Below are 20,501 nucleotides of genomic sequence, written 5' to 3'. Positions count from 1 at the left end.
TTCATAGCAAATTTATGACACAAAAAGATAGTCATCAGGGATACATTTACTTTTTGCAAAATCCCGCCAGTCAATGTAGGGTGCGTCTCGCCTTACACCTTACTACTCGTGAATATCAAATCTCCAATTAATTTACCAAGGACTGCCAATTATTGTGAATCCGGCCCAAAACTTCGGGCGTGAGAAATCTGCACTTGGTACTTGTGCCGATTGAGTAAGGTCGATCGCGCCTTGAGTTCCCCGCAATTGACCGTTTTTTACTACAATTTGTTTGTGGATCATTGCCAGTTGAGCTTTTCTGAGCGCTTCAGCTTTAATTGGCTGCGATCGCAAATTGCCATATAACTGCGTCATCAGCGCTAAAGTGGCGACATCCTTAAGGCTGTAAGGTCGATCGCCCTTAAATCCTATCGTTCTGGACGCATCCCAACCAAAAAAACCGTGTTTTTTGCCATTTTTGCTGTTAGTCAGCCAAATAACACGACTCCCGCGCCCGCAAATCTCAGATTACAACCATCAACAGCAGCGACTAATCCAGATAGTTTGACAGTAACTACTGCCAATACTATCCCCGACGATATCTTGCTAAATGGACGTTCAATCCCTACCATGATGACCTTTAGCGAAACCGAGGATGACATCCTCATCTACGACAAAAGCAGCTTGTTGATTTCTCTCACCAGCACTCAAACTCAGCCAATCATTCCTTTGAGTGGCACGACTGTTAATAGTGCGATTTCCCCAATTGCTAATACTTCTGCTAAGGACAACAGCCTCTTAATTAATCCGGCTGCAAGTCCCAGGAACCCACTAACAATTAGTGCTTCCAGTGGCATTCCGAGCTTGAATTAATCGCCGAGGGGTTGAAATCGATCGAATACATAAAAACCCGGTTTATTCAAGCAACCGGGTTTTTGTTTGTGGATATTTTTATTTAATATCAATTCCGGTTGCTTGAATAGGTCGGAGACGGTATTGCGGTCTCCCTACCCAAAAAAATATTGTAGGGAAAGGGCACTGCGGTGTCCTGACTTTAGGTAACTGAATTAATCCCAAATGTAAAATCTTGTTACAAGTAACTTGACACCAGCAATCAAATCTCTTATTCAATGACTATAATTGGGAAAACGTAATTCTGTCATTCGCAAGTGTTGCGAAGAATCTTAAACCCTTGCAAAACCCCCCTTGAGTGCGTCAGTCCTGACTATAAACCAATCCGAAAATTCCATGCAGAAACTAACTAGAATTTTATTCACTACAGCTTTAACCCTAAGTATCTTGTGTTCTCCCACAACAGCTTTCGCTAAAGCAAAAATTCAGATAGCCATCCTTTTAGATTCTAGTAATAGCATGGATGGATTGATTGACCAGACTCGTACTCAACTTTGGCAAATTGTAATTTTTTTAACTAAAGTAACCAAAGATGGCGAAGTTCCCGAGTTAGAAGTTGCCCTTTACCATTATGGTAATGACAGCTTACCTTCTGAGGAAGGTTTTGTCAGATTATTAACTGGATTTACTCCTGAATTAGATTTAGTTTCCGAAAAGCTATTTAGTATCAAAACCAACGGCGGTCAAGAATATGCTGGGTGGGTAATTCGCTCAGCAATGCAACAATTAAACTGGAGTAAAAATCAGGAAGACTTTCGCGTGATTTTTATTGCGGGTAATGAACCATTCGATCAAGGCCCAATAGTTTGGAATCAATCTGTGAATCTCGCTGTCAAAGGAGATACGCTCGTTAATACAATTTACTGTGGTTCAGCCGAAAGTCAGGAGCGACAACTTTGGGTATCAGGAGCTAGTTTAGCAAAAGGCAGTAGCTTCAACATTAATCAAAACCAACAAACTGTGGTAATTAAGTCGCCTTACGACGACGAAATTTCTATTTGGAATACTAAACTCAATCAAACCTACATTCCCTACGGTAGAGAAGGAAGAATAGGACAACAACGTCAGGCTGTTGAAGATAGTAATTCTGGCACCAATTTTGCTTCGCGTAGTGCGTCCAAAGCTTCTGAATACTATGATAATGCTTCTTGGGACTTGCTGGATGCTCTCGAAAACGGAACAGTTAAACTAGAGGCAATATCAGAGGATAGTTTACCAGAAATCATGCGAGGGATGACGCTAACAGAAAAAAGAGCATATGTAGCGGGAAAGAAAACCGAAAGAGAGGCGATTAAAAAGACGATCCGCGACTTATCTCAAAAGCGTACAGCATATATTGAACAACAGCGGAAATCTAGTACCAATAGTGGCGAAAATACTGTTGATTACGTAATGATTCAGAGTCTCCGCCAGCAATTAGCCGCTAAAGGATTCAAGCTTAATTAAAAGAACGCAGACGAAGTTTCATCTGCGTTCATCTGTGTTTATCTGCTAATATCTGCGCTCAAAAAAACTTCAACTCCAACTACTTCGCCGCCGGCAAAGACAACTGAGGCGAAGTTTTAGCATAGCTTCCCTTCTCGGGAATCGCTGCGGGTTCCTGCGAAAGCAAAAACTCACGAATTACCCTAGCAACTGCTCTTTGAGCTAAACCGCCGACTACTTTCTGGCCCATGTTCTGCACTTCCGGTTTCACCAACAATTGCGGAAGTAGCTGCAATACTTTCATGCCGTCAAAACCCGGGGTGGATTGCAAAATCTCCCAAATTCGCTTGATATGTTCTAGGTTTTTTTGTTCTGTTTGTGAAACCACAGGTTGATGTGCCTTGACTCCAAACCATTCGCCCACGACTGCTTTGGCGTTAGCAAAAGCATTGCTGGAAAGTGTGTCGAGACTTTTGACTAATTCCAGGACAATACGATCGCGAATGAAATCTCCTCTTTCAGAAAATAAATATTCTAATGCTTGGTTCAAGATTTTGCTCACATCGTAATCGTCGCTCTCGCGGGCATTGTTGAGCAAGTTTTCTAAGCGGTTCCAGCGGAATTCGCCTTGTTTGAACAGCAAATCTTGCAGGGATGCTCTCAATTCCGGCGCGGGGTCGCTCAACAGCCGTTTTGCAACGTAAGGATAAGCTTTGCTCAACACTTTGAATTGGGGGTCAACGTTGATGGCGATGCCTTCTAAGGTGACGAGCGATCGAATAATCAAAGCATAGTAAGCTGGAACCCGGAAAGGATATTCGTACATTACCGCCGAAAGTTCGTCAGTAATGCTTTTGAAATTGAGTTCGGCAACGCTAGCACCCAAAGCATTGTTAAACACGCCCGCCAAAGCTGGAATAATTGGCGTCAAATCCGTGTCTGGTGTTAAAAACTCCAACTTCACGTAATCTTTTGCCAAACCTTCAAAGTCGCGGTTCACCAAATGCACCACAGCTTCCAACAAGCCGTATCGCTGATAAGGTTTAACTTCGCTCATCATCCCGAAATCGAGATAAGCCAACTGACCGTCAAGAGTTGCCAAAAGATTTCCGGGGTGCGGGTCTGCGTGAAAGAAACCGTGTTCTAGAAGTTGTCTGAGAGAACACTGCACCCCCACTTCAATTAAGTAAGGAGCGTCAATTCCTTGAGCCTTGACTGCTTCTAAATTAGTGAGTTTGACGCCGGTGATCCACTCCATTGTTAAGACTCGGCGACGGGTATATTCCCAGTAGATGCTGGGAACGTAAATGTCTTTGATGTGGCCGTATAGTTGGGCAAACCGTTCGGCATTTTGACCTTCGTGGGTGTAGTCCATTTCTTCGTAAATGCGCTCGCCCAACTCGTCCATAATGCTTGCGAGGTCACTGCGAATTATTTTGAAGTTGTTTTGTGCCCAAACTGCAACTCGCCGCAGGATGTAGATATCTAAGCCGATGTTTTCGGCTAAACCCGGTCGCTGGACTTTGATTGCGACTGTTTCTCCGGTTTTGAGTTTGCCTTTGTAGACTTGTCCGAGAGATGCTGCGGCGATCGGATCGGGGGTGATTTCTGCGTAGATGTCTTTGGGGTGGGCGCCCAATTCTTCTTGGATGAATTGATATGCTACTTCGTTCGGAAATGCTGGCAATTGGTCTTGCAGCGTTGTTAGTTCTTCTAAATATACTGGCGGTACTAAGTCGGGTCGTGTTGAGAGTGCTTGTCCGATTTTGATGAAAGCTGGGCCGAGTTGGGCCAGAATTTCTCGCAGTCGGACGGCGCGACGCTTTTGGTTGGTGGCGGTACGACCTGTTTTGGCGTCGAACCACACACTGAAGGCAAAGCTAAAAAATGTCCAAACAACGCTCGACAGTCTTCCCCAGACTTGTAGAGGTCGATTTCGGTACTGGGCTGCGATCGCCACTGGATCGTACCGAACAGCATCTCCGGCCAACTCGAAAGCTATGTCTCTGGCTGATTTGAGCCGATCGCCCGTTACGACCTCCGTCTCTAGTGATACTGGTAGTGCTTGCAGGGGAATTGTATTTGCATCTTGGAGATTGCCGAGTACAGCCTGAGTCCCTGAATTTACATAAGTTTGCGGGGAGGCTGGCGATACTGTCTTGACATTCATAAATCAGACCTAGTGTGAAGCATTGTAAATATATTGTAACAATTTAAGGAAGAAGACCCTTCTTCCTTCTTGTATACTTACTCGCCGCTGGATCTTTTGAGTCGATCGCGAATGCCTGAGAGTTGCGATTGGCTGCTGACGGGCGATCGGGGTTGGGGCATTTCAGTATCGGGCCAGTTCGGTAAGTCGTTACAGGGACAGAACTCCGGGGGCATCCCCGTTTGTTGGAACACTACGGGCATAGCGCAGCGCGCGCAGGGACTGATTTCCCAAGCTGGTGTCAGCAGTTGGGCAATTGTTTCGTTTGTGCCTTCGAGGTAACAGTCTCCGCTGTCGCGGGAGATGATTTTTTGCCAGCACTCTTCAAATTCCTGGCTGTAGCGATCGCCCGCATTTACCGATTTGGGCAGCAGCGCTTCGGAACCGTTGCGAATTAATACTTTTTTGCCTAACTGAAACCAGTAAGCAATATATTTTCTTACTTCACCATCTGATGCCATAATTTTTAGTCAACCCTTCAACTAATTGGTGATTTTAGACCTTACCTTTGAAATTTGTACTCTCTCTCAAGAGACACTTTATATTTTACATTATTTTATAAGTTGGCTACTTTCCATATCAAATTGTTGTGCTGGTTGCCCCATGAAGTATTTTCTAGGTATTTTTTACGAGTAATTTATGTGAGTTTTTAGGTTTCAATCTTAGTTAGGATTATACCTAATTTTTATTTAAAATTGTTCGTCGGGAAACCGATATTTTTTTCTCCCTAGTCGATCGCGACTCCGGCTGTTAATTTTTCGCAGCAGGCGGCAGCGGCGTACCCAGATCCCTGAGATTCAAGGCGTAACCTCCGGTGACGAGATAAACATTATCGGCGATCGCCCCGATGTGGCGGACGAGAGTGCCGAGGCGATCGCGAAACAGCCGCCCCGCCGGATAAGCAGGCACAACACCCCATCCGGTTTCTTCCCCTACCAAAATTACATCAGCCGCCGCCGACTTCAAACAGGCTAGCAAATCTTGCTGCGTAGTCGCCCAAACTCCCGCTTCTTGTTCCAAAAGATTTGCCGTCCAAGTTCCCAGGGAATCAATCAACAAGCAATCTGAGGGCTGGCTGGCCCGCACAACTGCCGATAATTCGATCGGCACTTCTAGAGTTGTCCAATCAACTGGACGGCGATTTCGGTGCTGATCGAGGCGACAAAGCCACTCCAAATCGGCTTCATCAACGCGACCGGTAGCCACATAGATTACTTGTTTTCCCGAACCCGTCGCCAGAGTTTCGGCCCATTCACTTTTGCCACTTCGGGCCGGCCCAGTTACTAAGATTAATTGTCTCGATGTGGTGGGTTCTGAGTTACTCATTAGTCATTAGTCAGCAGTCATTAGTCAGCAGTCACATACAAAGGATTAAACACAATTATCCATTACCAATTACCAATTACCCATTACCCATTATGATTTAAACGCCCAACTACCAAATGCTTTTTAAGCGATAATAGCATTGATGAGACAATATCAGAGTAAGTCGATCGAGAACCCCCGTATTTCCCAAGCTGTTATTTATGCCAGATCATCCTCAGATATCAGCGATTATTTGCACCCACAATCGCGCCGCCTATTTAGGTGGGGCGATCGACAGCTTGCTGGTACAGGATTTTCCCGACAACTTTGAAGTAGTAGTAGTCGATAACGCTTCTAGCGATTATGCAAGCCCCGAAAGTTCGACTTCGCGCACCCGCGAGGTGGTAGAAGCAAGACAGGGCGATCGGCGCCTCAAGTATGTCTGGGAGCCTGAAATCGGTCTGTCAGTGGCGCGGAACACCGGCGCAAAGGAAGCTGGCAGCGAAATATTAGTTTATCTCGACGACGACGCTATTGCTGAGCCGAATTGGCTCAGGGTACTGCACGCGGCTTATCAAAGCAATCAAAAACTCGCCGTAGCTGGTGGCAAAGTCAATTTGCTCTGGCCTTCTGGAGTCAGCCCGCCCGAATGGTTGTCACCGGGATTAGCCCAGAACTTGGGGGCATACGATTTAGGCGATACTTGCCTGTATGTGACTGCTGCCGGTTTGACTCCCAGGGGGGTAAACTACTCAATCCGGCGCGCTTTTCTCCAACAAATTGGCGGCTTCGATGTCAAACTCGGTAGAGTCGGCAAAAAGTTGCTGTCAAATGAAGAGTTGCGAACCACAGAATTAGCTTTAGAGTTAGGTTGGCAAGTAGTTTATCTACCGGAGGCGCTGGTGCTTCACCATGTCGCAGCAGAAAGGCTCAACAAAGCTTGGTTTCTAGAGCGCGGGTGGTGGCAAGGCATCAGCGAGTGTTATCGCGAACAATTGTCCGATCGAGCCGGTATTGCTCAGCTTGGGCGGGGGGGTGAAAGAATATTGAGGGGTGTCTGGAAGTCTTTTAAATATATTAGAGATCCAGGGCTGCGCTTTGAAAATTTCGTTTTTGCCTGGGGTCAAATCGGTTATTTGAGCGCAGCCATCCGCGGCCTGATTTTTGCACCGAAATCGACCAGCAGGCATTAGGCTATAGGCAATATCCCTCGCTGCTCAAGTCGTCGGCGCGGCTGTGCAGATCGCACTTCATCCACCAAAACTCGACCGCATTTAGGTTCAAGCACTCGATTATGACATCTAGTTCATCCAAGATTCCGGTTTCAGTTCTCATTCCGGCAAAAGACGAAGAACTTAATCTACCTGCGTGTCTGGCCAGCATTGCCAGGGCGGATGAAGTTTTCATGGTTGATTCCCAAAGCAGCGATCGCACGGTGGAAATTGCCATCAGCACCGGCGCAAAAGTAGTGCAATTCTACTTCGACAACCGCTGGCCGAAAAAGAAAAATTGGTCATTGGACAATCTGCCCTTTCGCAACGAATGGGTATTAATTGTCGATTGCGACGAGCGCATTCCCCCAGAACTTTGGGACGAAATCGCCCAGGCGATCGAAGACCCCAATTTTGACGGCTACTACCTCAACCGCAAAGTCTTCTTTTTAGGCCAGTGGCTGCGTTACGGCGGCAGATATCCCGACTGGAATTTGCGTTTGTTCAAGCATCAAAAAGGACGTTACGAAAATCTCGGCACTGAATCCGTTCCCAATACTGGCGACAACGAAGTTCACGAGCACGTCATTTTAGCTGGTCAAGTCGGCTACTTAAAAAATGACATGATCCACGAGGATTACCGCGATTTATTTCACTGGATAGAACGGCACAACCGCTATTCTAATTGGGAAGCTCGCGTTTATTACAATATTATTGAAGGGCGCGACGACAGCGGCACTATTGGCGCTCACCTATTTGGAGATGCCGTACAGCGGAAACGATTTCTCAAAAAAGTTTGGGTGTGGCTGCCTTTTAAACCTATGCTCAGATTTATTTTATTTTACTTCATTCAGTTAGGCTTTTTGGATGGAAAAGCTGGCTATACTTATGCAAGGTTGTTGAGTCAATATGAGTATCAAATTAATGCAAAACTTTACGAGTTGCGTTGTTGTGGCGGTCAGTTGAATGTGGCAGAATCTCAGTCTACTTTGTCGCCGCCAGTAGTTATCACTCAAGAAACAGAAGTTAAATTGCCATAATAGTATCTGTTAGTCCGCTTGGAGTGGACTTTATTTGTGTGCGGGTAAACTTCGCGGTTTCCAAGGGCCGGGTTCCTCTTAGTCTCAAGCGAGAGGGACGAAAGTTTGTGTAGACGCGATTTCAAGAGACTTTTTTTGGCGAATTAAAAAATAGTTTCACCCCTCACCCCTAAAAATACTGGCTCTGAACTAAATATTTAATTGCTCGTATCAACTATTAACTACCAATAGCGAACCCCAATGCTGCATTCCATATCTCAGGGGTAACACCCTCCGCGAATTCCCCAACCGTCTCTTTCAGCCGCCGGGCTTGTTGAGCTAATTAATACTTGAGCGAAGACCAGTTGCTAAGATACCTAAAATCTTACCTAAATCATTGATAAAATATTCGACTAAATCAATTTCGATTGTCTGTTTTGTTAATTTCATAAATTTCCAGTTAGTGCCGGTGGTAACAGTACCGTAAATCACAGGAATTTCGTTGCCTTCCTTTTCATTAAAAATTTGCGCTGCCAACATTTCCGCTACGCATTGTCCCAAGCCAGCCAAAATATTTTCTTTTTTAGCTTCTACGACGGTCATAACTGGCGCAGTAACAAATAAAAGTTCAGGTGATTGACTGATGATAAAATCACAACTGCCGTTTAATCCTTTACTGGCATCCACACTAAAGTCAATGCCGGAAAACCAGCTAATTTGATAATTTAATTGTTTTCTGAGTTCCACGAGAATTGGAGCAATAATTAATTCCGATCGCGCTTTTTCTGTATTGCTACCAAGGGCTAAAGCTAGATTATCGCGCAGGGTTTCTTGGAGGAAATCGCTTGGTGTTAATTCGGGAATTTCTGTAAAAATATTAGAGCGCTCGGAAATCGTTAAATTAAAGTCTTTGGTAACTCGATTTAAAGTAAAATCACTGTAGGACATTAGTTATCTATTTCTATGGTTGGGAACCGAGGAAGAGATGTTATTTGATGAGATCTTCTAGCGATGGAAAAAGCAATTTTTCGGCGCTCACTTTTTCGCAATCACAAGGCTGTTGAGTGGCGGATATTGCTGATACTTTTCCCAGCAGCAATTGGATGCTTTCGATTAGCAATGGTAGGGTTAATAAAATTATTGATGCTGACACCAGCAAGCTAATCAAGCCGTCTGCCCAATTCCAGTGTAGCCAGGCTACGGCGATCGCCGCTAAAATTACTCCAACCGATGAAAATATGTCGGCCACGGCGTGCAGAAACGCGCTTTTGAGATTCAAGTCGCCGTGACAGCAGGAATGCAAGCAACAAGCATTAATCGAGTTGATGCTTAAACCGACTATGGCGGTAATTAACATCGGGAGCCCTTCTACTTCGGGAGTTGGGGACTGCAAACGGGCGATCGACTCTGCGGCTATCCACAGGGCGATCGCCACTAAACTGATACTATTAATTAAAGCAGCAATGATTTCTCCTCGTTCAGGGATTGGCGATTGTGCGATCGTACAATCTACGGATTTACTTTTGCGTTTGACTGAGGAGTACCAAGTCGCGGTCAAAGTTATTGCTAAAGCTGCTACATCTGAAAAGACGTGACCCGCATCTGCTAATAGGGACAAACTATGAGAATTAAGTGCGGCGATTAACTCTGCTACAAAAAAGCTGCTCAGCAGTACCAATGCTGTTTGTAAAAGTCGAACTTTGCCAATTCTGGGATTTAAATTCTCGCATTGTGCGAGATCCTTGGCGTTTTCAGAGTCAAAATTTTCCCTAACTAGAAATGTCATGCAGCAGTCCTTAAGGCTAAACTCGATTTTAAATTAAACATTAAATTAACTATCAATGACCGATTATATACCAAATCCGAACCAAGATCCGGAAAATTTGAGCGCAAATTTCCCAAATTCTCAAATAAACGATTGTCCAATTAGCGACAATCACGCAAATACTTTGACAGGCGAATCTTTAGTTGATTTGCGCCGCTACGATCAATCAAAGTTCGATCGAGGAAAGCCTAGTTGGCTAATTTTGGTTTGGTGGTTCGTCCAGGCGATCGCATTTCCTCTCACTCCACACCCTTTTAATCGCATCAGAAGCAGGCTGCTGCGGTTATTTGGAGCGAAAATAGGTCGGGGTGTGATCATTCGCCCCACAGCTCGTTTTACCTATCCTTGGAAAATTGCAATCGGAGACTACAGTTGGATCGGAGATGATGTTGTATTGTACAGTCTCGCTCAAATTGCGATCGGCAAACACTGCGTCATTTCTCAAAAAAGCTACCTCTGCACCGGCACTCATGACCCTCAAGACCCAGCCTTTGGCTTAATAACAGCACCTGTGATCATTAATAACGGCGTTTGGATTGCCGCCGACTGCTTCATTGGCCCTGGTGTAGAAATCGGTGCTAACGCTTTAATCGGAGCTCGCAGCAGCGTCTTTAAAAATATGCCTGCAGGCTTTATTTGCACAGGAACACCTTGTCGTCCCCGCTGTCAGCGAGAAATTAACAAAAGTTCGTATAGCAATCCTAAATGAGTCGTAAATTTTTGACCCCACCCCAACCCTCCCCTTATCAAGGGGAGGGAGTAAGAAATTCACAAATGATTTAGGATGGCTATAGTATGGACTTCATCCTCTCACAAGTTCGTAGTATAGACTGAAGTTATTTCTTGTCCTACTTGGAACTAATGCGACTTAAACAAAGTTTAAGACCTAATAAAGCCCAACCTCCCTTTATATGCAGCAAATACCTCCATGCTTTCTGGTTAGCCACGAACAAATCTATAAAATATATAGCAACCGCCAAATTTATGAGGATGTTTACGTTGAGAGTCAGTTGTTACTATCCCTTCAGCCCTTGCTCAATCCCTGACAGAATTAGTCACTAAATAACCATCTTCTGTTTCCGCCAAAAAAGTCATAGCATTCATCACGATAGCTATTGATAACCAAAGAGACATTTACCAGGAAACTAAGCCGCTTTATAAGCTTGCTGCCGAATAGGAATTTCAATGACGAATTCTATTCCCTTTCCTAATCCAGGCTGGCAGTATAATCTGCCCCCATGCTTTTCAACGATAATTTGGTAACTGATAGATAACCCCAACCCCGTTCCTTTACCGATCGGTTTGGTGGTAAAAAAAGGGTCAAATATTTTCGGTTTTAAAGTTTCAACAACTCCTCGACCGTTGTCACTAATATAAATAGCCACCCAATTATCGTCAATTACTTTTGTAGAAATTTGAATGCGGTTCGGGTGTTGTTTGATTTCTGCAAACGAACGTTGCTGATTAGATTCATCTAAAGCATCAATGGCATTGGAAAGAATATTCATGAACACTTGATTTAATTGTCCGGCATGGCATTCTACTGGTGGAAGCTGACCGTACTTTTTTATTAGTTCAATCTCAGGATGCTCTGGTTTTGCTTTTAAACGATGATGCAGGATGGTGAGTGTACTATCAATTCCTTCATGAATATTGACAGCTTTCACCTCTGCCTCATCTAGGCGAGAAAAGATTCGCATAGACTTGACAATCTCCTGGATGCGCTGCGTTCCTAAGTTGATTGAGTTAAGAACTTTAATAAAATCTTCTTCCACAAATTCTAGTTCTATTTCATCCATTGCTGCTTGAATCCGAGGAGTGGGATTTACATAATCTTCTTGATAGAGGTGTATAATTTTTAGTAAGTTATGAGCGTACTCTTGGGCATAACCCAGATTGCCAGAGATGAAATTTATAGGGTTGTTTATTTCATGAGCAATCCCAGCCGCCATTTGCCCTAAGCCCGACATTTTCTCGCTTTGGATTAACTTAAGTTGCATTTGTTGTAAATCTTCATAGGCTTGGCTAACTTCTACAACTTTTTGCTCCAGTAAGGTATTTTTTTCTTCTAATTTATCTGCTAGAACATGAAGCTTTAAGTGCAGCTTGACGCGAGCTAATACTTCCTCTTGTTGGAAGGGTTTGGTAATATAATCTACAGCCCCAAGCTTAAATCCCTCAACTTTATTAGCCGTATCCGAGAGCGCAGTCATAAATATAATGGGAATCTGTTTAGTTTCTGGATTAGCTTGTAATCGACGACAGGTTTCAAATCCATCAATCTCTGGCATCATGACATCTAGTAAGATTAGATCTGGTAGAGCATATTTAACTCGCTCTAGTGCCATTTTTCCAGATTTCGCAACCCGAACTTCAAATCCTTCTTGGCTTAAGGCATCAGATAAAACACCTAAGTTAGCTGAATTGTCATCAACTATAAGAATCGTACCATTTGCTTGAATTTCTAAATTCATGAACCTTACTTGTAGGAATGAATAAACGTTAAAATCTCTTCGTCTTGAAAGTCCTTTGCCATCTGATTTAATCTTTTAGCAAAAGGAATGTATTTGGGATCTATTTCTTCCAGTAATACCGCCTGCTTAACTATTTCTAGGAAATTTCCTTTCATAGCCAGCTCGTATAGTATTTCCATTTCTGTAGGAGGCGGGGCAATTAGCTCATTGGTATCTGAGCCGATCGCCAGTGGCTCTTCATTAGCTTCATACACCCATTCTAAATGAAGATACTGTTGTAATTTTTGCAGGAGTTCCGTGGCTTGAACAGGTTTGGGAATAAAAGTGTTGCCTCCTGCTTCTAAACTTCTGTATTGATCGGCTTCAAATACGCTGGCCGAAGAGACAATAATGATGATGTCTTTGAAGTTTTCCGATTCTCGAACCCGCTTAATTAGCTCGAAGCCATCTAGTTCGGGCATTAGTAAGTCGGTAACGATTAAATCTGGCTCCACCTCTAGAACCTTTTCCCAGCCTTCTTGCCCATCGTTCGCTTCAAACACCTCAAAGCCGATCGGACTGAGCAAATTGCTAACTACCGAACGGTTAGCCCATTTGTCATCAATAACTACAATCTTAGGTTGGCGGTCTTTGATGCCGATTATCTGCCCGCGATGGTCAATTTGAGAAGTTTTCACCCATTCATCGGCTTGAGATAGATGGACATCAAACCAGAAAATACTGCCAACATTCATCTCACTTTTAACCTGAATGGTACTGCCCATTAGTTCTACAATCCTTTGGCTAATTGCCAGTCCCAATCCGGTGCCCTCGGTCTGCCGCCTGCGATCTCCTACCTGCTCGAAGGGCTGAAAGATAGCTTCGAGTTGATCTTGTGCAATACCGGTACCTGTATCGCGTATTTCAAAGCGAATTTTTTCTTCTGTGGCAAAACTGACTATAAAAGTAACAGTGCCCTCATCCGTAAATTTAATAGCGTTGCTTAAAAGATTAATTAACACTTGTCGCAAGCGTTTTTCATCCGCACGAATACCGATCGGGAGTTCGGGGCTTGATGGAAAATGAAACTGAATTCCCTTAATTTCAGCTCGGATGCGACACATCTCTGCTACACCTTGCAGGAACGCTGGGAAATGAAAATCGGTGGGCTGGAGTTCCACTTTCTGTGCTTCAATCTTCGACAAATCGAGAATATCATTGATTAAGGTCAGTAAATGGGAACCGCACTGATAAATGACATCAATGCGCGATCGCTCTTCTTCATTCAAGACTTTGGAACGCTGAAGAATCTGCGCGTATCCCATGATGCCATTAAGGGGAGTCCGCAACTCGTGGCTCATGTTAGCAAGGAATTCACTTTTAGCCCGACTAGCTGCTTCTGCGGCTTGCCTGGCTTTTGCTTGTACGATTTCTGTTTCTTTGCGATCGTGGATATCGTTACAAGTGCCAATCCACTCGCGGATGCTGCCATCTTGATTTAGAATTGGCACCCCTCTACCTTGAAAATAACGATAGTTCCCATCGGCTCCCCGGATTCGATATTCTATGTCAAACAGGATTTTCGTTTGCACCGTTTCCATCCACGCCTGAGCCGTTCGTTCGCGATCGTCCGGGTGAATTGGCCCTAACCAGCCTAAACCAAGCACTTCAGCTTCAGTTTGCCCCGTGTAAGCTCTCCAACTCTGTAGATCCGTGCCTCTTCCTTCAGCATCCGTTGCCCAGACGATTTGGGACGTAGCAGCGATTAGCGATCGATAGCGTTCTTCGCTTTGTTGGATAGCATCTTCCGCTTGTTTGCGATCGTGGATATCGATGCAAGTGCCAACCCACTCCCGGATGCTGCCATCTTCATTCAGAATTGGCACCCCTCTAGCTTGGAAATAACGATAGTTTCCATCCACTCCGCACATTCGATACTGTATGTCAAACAGGCTTCTCGTTTGCACTGCTTCCATCCACACCTGAACTGTTGGTTCGCGATCGTCGGGGTGGATTGTATCTAACCAGCCAAAACCAACCACCTCAGCTTCCGTTTGTCCGGTGTAAGCTCTCATACTCGGTGAATCCTGGCATCTTCCTTCAGGATCGGTTGTCCAGACAATTTGGGAGATGGCAAGGGTTAGCGAACGATAGCGTTCTTCGCTTTGTTTTATAGCATCTTCGGCTTGTTTGCGATCGTGGATATCGCTGCAAGTGCCAACCCACTCCCGGAGGCTGCCATCTTCATTTAGAATTGGCACCCCTCTAGCTTGAAAATAACGATAGTTTCCATCCGCTGCGCGGATTCTATATTCTATGTCATACAGGCTTTTCGTTTGCGCTGCTTCTATCCATACCTGAGCGGTGCGTTCGCGATCGTCCGGGTGAATTGCATCCAACCAGCCAACACCAACTACCTCAGCTTCAGTTTGTCCGGTGTAAGCTCTCCAACTCGGTAGATCCGGGGATCTTCCTTCAGCATCCGCTGTCCAGGCAATTTGCGACGTAGCAAGTATTAGCGATCGATAGCGTTCTTCGCTTTGTTTGATAGCATCTTCCGCTTGTTTGCGATCGTGGATATCGGTGGAAGTGCCAATCCACTCCCGGATGCTGCCATCTTCATTCAGAATTGGCACTGCTCTAGCTTGAAAATAACGATAGTTTCCATCCGCTCCGCGCATTCGATATTCCATCTCAAACAGGATTTTCGTTTGCACTGCTTCCATCCACACCTGATTCGTTCGTTCGCGATCGTCCGGGTGAATTGCATCTAACCAGCCAAAACCAACCACTTCGTCTACGGTTTGTCCAGTGTAAGCTCTGAAACTCGGTGTATCCTGGCATCTTCCTTCTGCATCCGTTATCCAGACCATTTGGGATGTAGCAGCGATTAGCGAACGATAGCGTTCTTCGCTTTGTTTTAGAGCATCTTCGGCTTGTTTGCGATCGTGGATATCGCTACAAGTGCCAATCCACTCCTGGAGGCTGCCATCTTCATCCAGAATTGGTACCCCTCTAAGTTGAAAATAACGATAGTTTCCATCCGCTCCCCGGATTCGATATTGTACGTCATACAGGGTTTTCGTTTGCACTGCTTCCATCCACACCTGAGTCGTTCGTTCGCGATCGTCCGGGTGAATTGCATCTAACCAGCCAAAACCATCAGCCATCTCAGCTTCGGTTTGTCCGGTGTAAGCTCTCCAACTCGGTTGATCCACGCATCTTCCTTCAGCATCCGCTGTCCAGACAAGTTGGGACGTAGCAGCGATTAGCGAACGATAGCGTCCTTCGCTTTGTTTGATAGCATCTTCGGCTTGTTTGCGATCGCTAATATCTCGTGTTATGCCGATGATGCCTAAAATATTGCCCTGATTATCCCGCCAAGGAGCCTTGGTAGTGAAAAAGGTTCTAGTGGTTTCAGAATGAGAAAAGATATCTTCCTCATAAGTGTCAATGATTCCGGCTGCCATGATTTGGCGATCTTTTGCCATAACTTCACGGCCAATGTCAGGCGGCAGTATTTCCAAATCATTTTTGCCGATGACTTCTTTAATTGGCTTGCCAAAGAAGTTTGCCAAATTGGAGTTAAGGGCAACATAACGCCCTTCCCGGTCTTTAACGAGAATGAAGTCTGGTGTACTTTCCAAAATTGAGTTTAGCAGTGCGTTGCGATCGCGCAACTCTGCTTCCATTTGTTTGCGATCGCCAATGTTTCGTGCTATGGCGATAAGGCCGATAATATTGCCCTGAGCGTCCCGCCAAGGGGCTTTTGTGGTTAAAAAAGAAATGCTCTCCTTACCATTAGAAACATCTTCTTCGTAGCTTTCAGTAGTGCCTGCTTCCATGATCTCGCGGTCTTTTGCCATTATTGCAACGGCGGCCTCCGGGGGAAGGAGTTCCGAATCATCTTTACCCAGGATCTCCTCAATGGTTTTACCGTAAAAGGATTGTGCCACAAAGGAATTAAGGGCAACATATCGGCCTTCCCGGTCTTTAACAACTATTATGTCTGGCGTACTTTCCAAGATAGAGGTGAGCAAAACGTTGCGATCGCGCAGCGCAGCTTGCTGTTCGCGCAGAGCTTCTTCAGCTTGTTTGCGACCGGTAATATCTGTATTAGCCCCAATCCATTCCCGAATTGAACCATCCGCGTTCAGAATTGGTACGCCACGACAACTCATGTACCGATATTCGCCGTCATAGCGGCGCATACGGAATTCAACTTCATAGAGCGATCGATTAGCAACAGCAGTTGACCACGCAGTGGCAATATACGAGCGATCGTCTGAGTGCATTTGGTCTAGCCAGCCCCAACCCTTGTATTCATCAAATGTCTGTCCTGTAAATGCACTCCAACCGGGTTGCGGGGTAATGAATTCGCCTTCAGCACTCGTGTTCCAAACAATTTGAGCGCTAGCTTCAACCAGAGAACGAAATCGCTCTTCGCTTTGTTTGAGGAAATCTTCTGCGGTTTTGCGATCGCGAATATCCCGCGTAATAGTGGCTATTCCTACCGGTTCATTAGTCTCTGGATGTTTGATCACAAATAGGGTGTAATCTACCAGGATGGGTTGACCTGTGACGAAATTTCTGAAGCGGAAATCACTCCGCCAACTTCCCTCTTGCATGATTACCGGCATAATAGACTGCTGTACGAAGTCCAAATCTTCTGCCATGAAGAAGTCGGTAATGTGTTTGGTTCTGGCTTCCTCCACACTACTGAGTCCCACCAAATTCAGACCAGCCTGATTCACGAGTATAGGGCGACCATCCATTGAGGCGACGCCAATAAAGTCACGGCTGTTCTCGAGCGTTGTAGCGAGCAATTGCCGTTCTTCCTCTGCTTTTTTGCGATCGCGAATATCCCGCACAATAGTGGAGATAAACTCGACTTCGCCCGCTTCGTTTTTGTGAACGATCAAAACCTGGGAGACTGGAACTTCTTGCCCATCGCGTGACAAAAACAGGATTTCCCCAGCCCAGCTACCCTCTCGTAAGGCGGTTGGAAAGGCTTCGTTGTGGAATTTTGCCGTTGCCGAGGGAGCTAATAGAGAATCTATACTAAACGAAGAGCGTGCTTCTTCTGGGGACATCCCCAGCAATTTCTGTCCGGCTTTGTTGACGTAGACGCTATGCCCAGTTGCATCCGCAACTCCTACTAAGTCGGAAGTTGCTTCCAAAATTGCCGTCAGTCGTGCCTGCTTTTGTTCTGCCCGCTTGCGATCGCTAATTTCAATCACAATCCCACCAACACCAAAAACCAAGCCGTTTTCATCCAGCAAAGGATAGTAAGATGCTTGCCAATAGCGCAGGATGCCTGGTTGTTTCGGCGTTTCACCCACTAATTCATAGTCGAGAATGGGCTTGCCCGTATCCAGAATGCCTTGCAGAATTGGTTCCACAGTCGGAGCCAATTCTGGCAGTACTTCACGCAGTGACCTACCAATATGGTCTGCCACACAAACGCCATTCATCTGGGCCAGAACTTCGTTAATTTGGACGTACCGGAGTTGGTGGTCAAAAATCAGCAGTCCGGCGTTAGCACCTGCAAAAAAAGCGTCGAATTGAGCCTGTCGCAATGCCTGTGCTGTTGTGCTCTCTTGCTGTGGTGGTTGGGTTTTCTCTGGTGGGAATTTGCTCATGTTAAATCGTGCATTTCAGCTATAATTCTAGAACTTCTGTCCCATTGCGCGATCGCAAGGTTTTCGTTTTCTCATATTTGGGTACTGAATAAAACGTTCAGTAGGGCGACCATTAGGTTTTCAATCGGCGATATATGTATCCCTGGCGACAATATTTCTGTTAATTCTTCGGATGTATCGCCAAGCAGTTCTGTTGCTCATCAATTCTATTCCTAATCAATCCTATGGGTAGAACATTGGTGACAACATAAGCTAGGGAAGCGTTTGTCAATCAGCAATTATGCTCAGCATTTACTCAGATTGGGGGTGGAGAACTTAGATTGGGGCGATCGAGGAATCATGGCGATCGCCCTATTTATGCCCAGTAACCCCCAAATCGCGAATTTTCCACTCCTCAACAAGCAGTATTTTCAGTAATTTTACTGATTGACAAATGCAATTAAGTTTTAATTTGTCTGCAAGGTCGCTAGAATGCCAAGTATTCTGGGAACGTTCTCAATTTTAGCTAGATCCGTTAAATTTTCAGTTAGATATTCTTAGATATACAGAATAGAGACGCAACTGGCACAGTGATAGCAATATCTCTCCTACCAGCTAAACTCATTGTAATACTAGGATATTTGAGTTGTCCACTTAAATAGGCATTGAATAATTCCTGCTTAAGTTTATAACGGAAACTCAATAACAAATCAGCGGAAAGTATGATAAAATCCCAGAGTGTTAACGTTGACTAAAGTTAGTAGAGGGTTGACCTCAATAATAGATGATTCCGCTAGTGCGAAAAAGTGGCACACTCACCGCAGGCCGGGGAAGACAATATATCCCAATATCCGAGAAATTGGCAAGACGGATAACGGCTTAGTCTGAATAACGACATATTTATGTAAGAAATTAAGTTTTTTACGAGCGTAAAAACACATTAATTTTTCGTAATAACGACTGTATGCCTTAATTTTTAGACGGGTAAGTAAAATTTTTTATTCCTTACTCCCATCTGCTTAAAAACTTAAAAAAACATTACTTTGTGGATTTAACTTGAATACAATACCCGAAGAATTATTGCTTAAAATTATCCAAGTTTTTACAGCGACCCTATTTAAAATAGGTGAAAACCCTGTATCGCTGCAGTCACTTGGGGAACTGATTGTATTGTTCATGGCTATCCTTGTCATAGCACGCTCTTTTACGAACTTTCTTAAGGAAAACTTGCTTGTCAAACTGGGAATTGACGAGGGGAACCGGGAAGCTATTGCAGTTATTATTGGGTATTTAATAGTAGCTTTGGGGGTGATAGTCGCCATCCAAAGCATCGGCTTCAACCTCGCTTCTTTTGCAGTAGTTGCGGGGGGGCTGGGAGTCGGAATTGGCTTTGGCATCCAAGATTTAACAACTAATTTTGTCAGCGGCTTAACGCTGCTTTTAGACAGACCCGTGAAAGTCGGAGACTTCGTGGAATTAGAAGGATTAATGGGAATCGTCAAAAAAATCTCCATTCGATCGACCATCCTCCAAACCACTGAGGACTCCAGCGTCATAGTTCCCAACAGCAACATGATTAGCAACAAAATTGTTAACTGGAGTTACGAAAACTCCCTACTCTGTCTGCGAGTTCCCGTAGAAGTAGCGGAGAATAGTAACCCGCTGTTAGTGACAGAAACTCTGTTAAATATTGCTTACGCGGAAGCGGGAGTTTTATACGAACCGAATCCGAAAGTATTGTTTGTCGAGTTTGGTGATGATAGTTTTAAATTTGAACTTTTAGTTTGGACGGATAGGCCGATTGAAAGAGAAGTAATTAAAAGTTCTTTGAATTTTGCCATTGAATACAATTTCCGCCAGCATAAAATCGACTTCCCCTTCAATAACAGAGAAATTTATTTGAAAAATCCCGAAGTTCTGTTGTCAATGTTCAACCCAAAAGAAACGGCAATTGACATCAGGAAGACTTCCTCTGAAAAAAAGCAAAAGATGCCTATTTTTGGAGAGGAAATGAAAAAGCTATCGTCCCTTAGCTGTTTGCTGCGAGAGGTGGAATACTTTGAAAATCTGACGGATCTTGAATTGCGGCAATTGATTGAAGTTGGATACCGGAAACGGCTGCGATCGCAAGAATATTTGTTTCATGAAAACGACCCGGGAGATGCTTTTTACATGATTCTTTCAGGTTCAGTAGAAGTTTTTGTACAAGCTATTGACAAACACCTGAATAACCTGGGTACGGGTCAGTTTTTTGGGGAACTTTCTTTGATGTTGGGAATCCCCAGAACTGCTTCAGTGAGAGCTTTGGAAGAAACAATTTTGTTTGCTATCAATAAAGAAGGTTTCCAAAAAGTTTTAACTGAACGACCTGATTTATCTGAACAGATTATTAAAGAAATAGTCAAACACAAAGAAGAACTAAGCGAAAGACAGCAATTATTGCGAGAAATGGAATTAGTAGATGCCGCAGAAGAGGAGGAAAATCCTGTAGAATGGGTGAGAAAACGGTTAAAAAATCTATTTAGTGTTTGAAATAATTTAT

General features: G+C 44.5%; 13 protein-coding genes and 4 pseudogenes. 6 read left to right on the top strand and 11 right to left on the bottom strand.

Going from position 1 to position 20,501, the window contains the following annotated elements; genetic code table 11:
• Positions 1–132: 132 nt before the first annotated feature.
• Positions 133–354, bottom strand: a complete 222-nt coding sequence (locus D0A34_02960; GenBank protein UNU17959.1) for a CHAT domain-containing protein — start codon at positions 352–354, stop codon at positions 133–135.
• Between the two features lie 87 nt (positions 355–441).
• Here D0A34_02960 and D0A34_02955 point away from each other — a divergent pair, with 87 nt between their 5' ends.
• Together D0A34_02955 and D0A34_02950 are read left to right on the top strand one after the other, a co-directional pair.
• Positions 442–852, top strand: coding sequence for a hypothetical protein (locus tag D0A34_02955; protein UNU17958.1), 411 nt, complete (start codon positions 442–444; stop codon positions 850–852).
• A gap of 375 nt (positions 853–1,227) precedes the next feature.
• Positions 1,228–2,337, top strand: a complete 1,110-nt coding sequence (locus D0A34_02950) for a hypothetical protein (protein ID UNU17957.1) — start codon at positions 1,228–1,230, stop codon at positions 2,335–2,337.
• Positions 2,338–2,416: 79 nt separating this feature from the next.
• Here the strand turns inward: D0A34_02950 and D0A34_02945 are convergent, their stop codons facing one another.
• The 3 genes from D0A34_02945 to D0A34_02935 form a co-directional block, all read right to left on the bottom strand.
• Positions 2,417–4,486, bottom strand: a complete 2,070-nt coding sequence (locus tag D0A34_02945) for an AarF/ABC1/UbiB kinase family protein (protein UNU17956.1) — start codon at positions 4,484–4,486, stop codon at positions 2,417–2,419.
• Between the two features lie 77 nt (positions 4,487–4,563).
• Positions 4,564–4,986: a hypothetical protein gene (locus D0A34_02940; protein ID UNU17955.1), complete on the bottom strand. Its 423-nt coding sequence runs from the start codon at positions 4,984–4,986 to the stop codon at positions 4,564–4,566.
• 289 nt (positions 4,987–5,275) lie between these two features.
• Positions 5,276–5,851 carry a bifunctional adenosylcobinamide kinase/adenosylcobinamide-phosphate guanylyltransferase gene (locus D0A34_02935; GenBank protein ID UNU17954.1) on the bottom strand — a complete coding sequence of 192 codons (576 nt, stop codon included), beginning with the start codon at positions 5,849–5,851 and terminating at the stop codon, positions 5,276–5,278.
• A gap of 200 nt (positions 5,852–6,051) precedes the next feature.
• On the opposite strand from D0A34_02935, the gene D0A34_02930 reads away from it, so the two are divergent.
• Both D0A34_02930 and D0A34_02925 read left to right on the top strand, forming a co-directional pair.
• Positions 6,052–7,023, top strand: coding sequence for a glycosyltransferase (locus D0A34_02930; protein UNU17953.1), 972 nt, complete (start codon positions 6,052–6,054; stop codon positions 7,021–7,023).
• A 101-nt stretch (positions 7,024–7,124) separates the two neighbouring features.
• Entirely contained in the window at positions 7,125–8,081 is a 957-nt protein-coding gene (locus tag D0A34_02925; GenBank protein ID UNU17952.1) for a glycosyltransferase family 2 protein, read from the top strand.
• A 318-nt stretch (positions 8,082–8,399) separates the two neighbouring features.
• On the opposite strand, the gene D0A34_02920 is transcribed toward D0A34_02925, so the two are convergent.
• Together D0A34_02920 and D0A34_02915 are read right to left on the bottom strand one after the other, a co-directional pair.
• Positions 8,400–9,008 carry a hypothetical protein gene (locus D0A34_02920; GenBank protein ID UNU17951.1) on the bottom strand — a complete coding sequence of 203 codons (609 nt, stop codon included), beginning with the start codon at positions 9,006–9,008 and terminating at the stop codon, positions 8,400–8,402.
• 40 nt (positions 9,009–9,048) lie between these two features.
• Positions 9,049–9,846: a cation transporter gene (locus tag D0A34_02915; GenBank protein UNU17950.1), complete on the bottom strand. Its 798-nt coding sequence runs from the start codon at positions 9,844–9,846 to the stop codon at positions 9,049–9,051.
• A gap of 163 nt (positions 9,847–10,009) precedes the next feature.
• Here D0A34_02915 and wcaF point away from each other — a divergent pair, with 163 nt between their 5' ends.
• The gene (gene wcaF / locus D0A34_02910) at positions 10,010–10,594 is read left to right on the top strand and encodes a colanic acid biosynthesis acetyltransferase WcaF (protein UNU22142.1); all 585 of its coding nucleotides are present in this window, start codon (positions 10,010–10,012) and stop codon (positions 10,592–10,594) included.
• A 436-nt stretch (positions 10,595–11,030) separates the two neighbouring features.
• Here wcaF and D0A34_02905 read toward each other — a convergent pair whose 3' ends face one another.
• From D0A34_02905 to D0A34_02885, 5 genes and pseudogenes are all read right to left on the bottom strand, one after another.
• Entirely contained in the window at positions 11,031–12,359 is a 1,329-nt protein-coding gene (locus D0A34_02905; protein UNU17949.1) for a hybrid sensor histidine kinase/response regulator, read from the bottom strand.
• Between the two features lie 5 nt (positions 12,360–12,364).
• Positions 12,365–14,170, bottom strand: a pseudogene (locus D0A34_02900) (response regulator).
• A 342-nt stretch (positions 14,171–14,512) separates the two neighbouring features.
• Positions 14,513–14,974 (bottom strand): annotated as a pseudogene (locus D0A34_02895) (PAS domain S-box protein).
• Positions 14,975–15,625: 651 nt separating this feature from the next.
• Positions 15,626–16,519 (bottom strand): annotated as a pseudogene (locus D0A34_02890) (PAS domain S-box protein).
• Positions 16,520–16,798: 279 nt separating this feature from the next.
• Positions 16,799–17,653 (bottom strand): annotated as a pseudogene (locus D0A34_02885) (PAS domain S-box protein).
• Positions 17,654–19,015: 1,362 nt separating this feature from the next.
• On the opposite strand from D0A34_02885, the gene D0A34_02880 reads away from it, so the two are divergent.
• Positions 19,016–20,491: a mechanosensitive ion channel protein MscS gene (locus D0A34_02880; protein UNU17948.1), complete on the top strand. Its 1,476-nt coding sequence runs from the start codon at positions 19,016–19,018 to the stop codon at positions 20,489–20,491.
• Positions 20,492–20,501 lie beyond the last annotated feature (10 nt).

Origin of the sequence: Microcoleus vaginatus PCC 9802 (assembly GCA_022701275.1) — a bacterium.
GTDB lineage: Bacteria > Cyanobacteriota > Cyanobacteriia > Cyanobacteriales > Microcoleaceae > Microcoleus > Microcoleus vaginatus_A.
The sequence above is the reverse complement of the archived record's forward strand: the minus strand, read 5'-3'. Positions and strand labels throughout refer to the sequence as shown.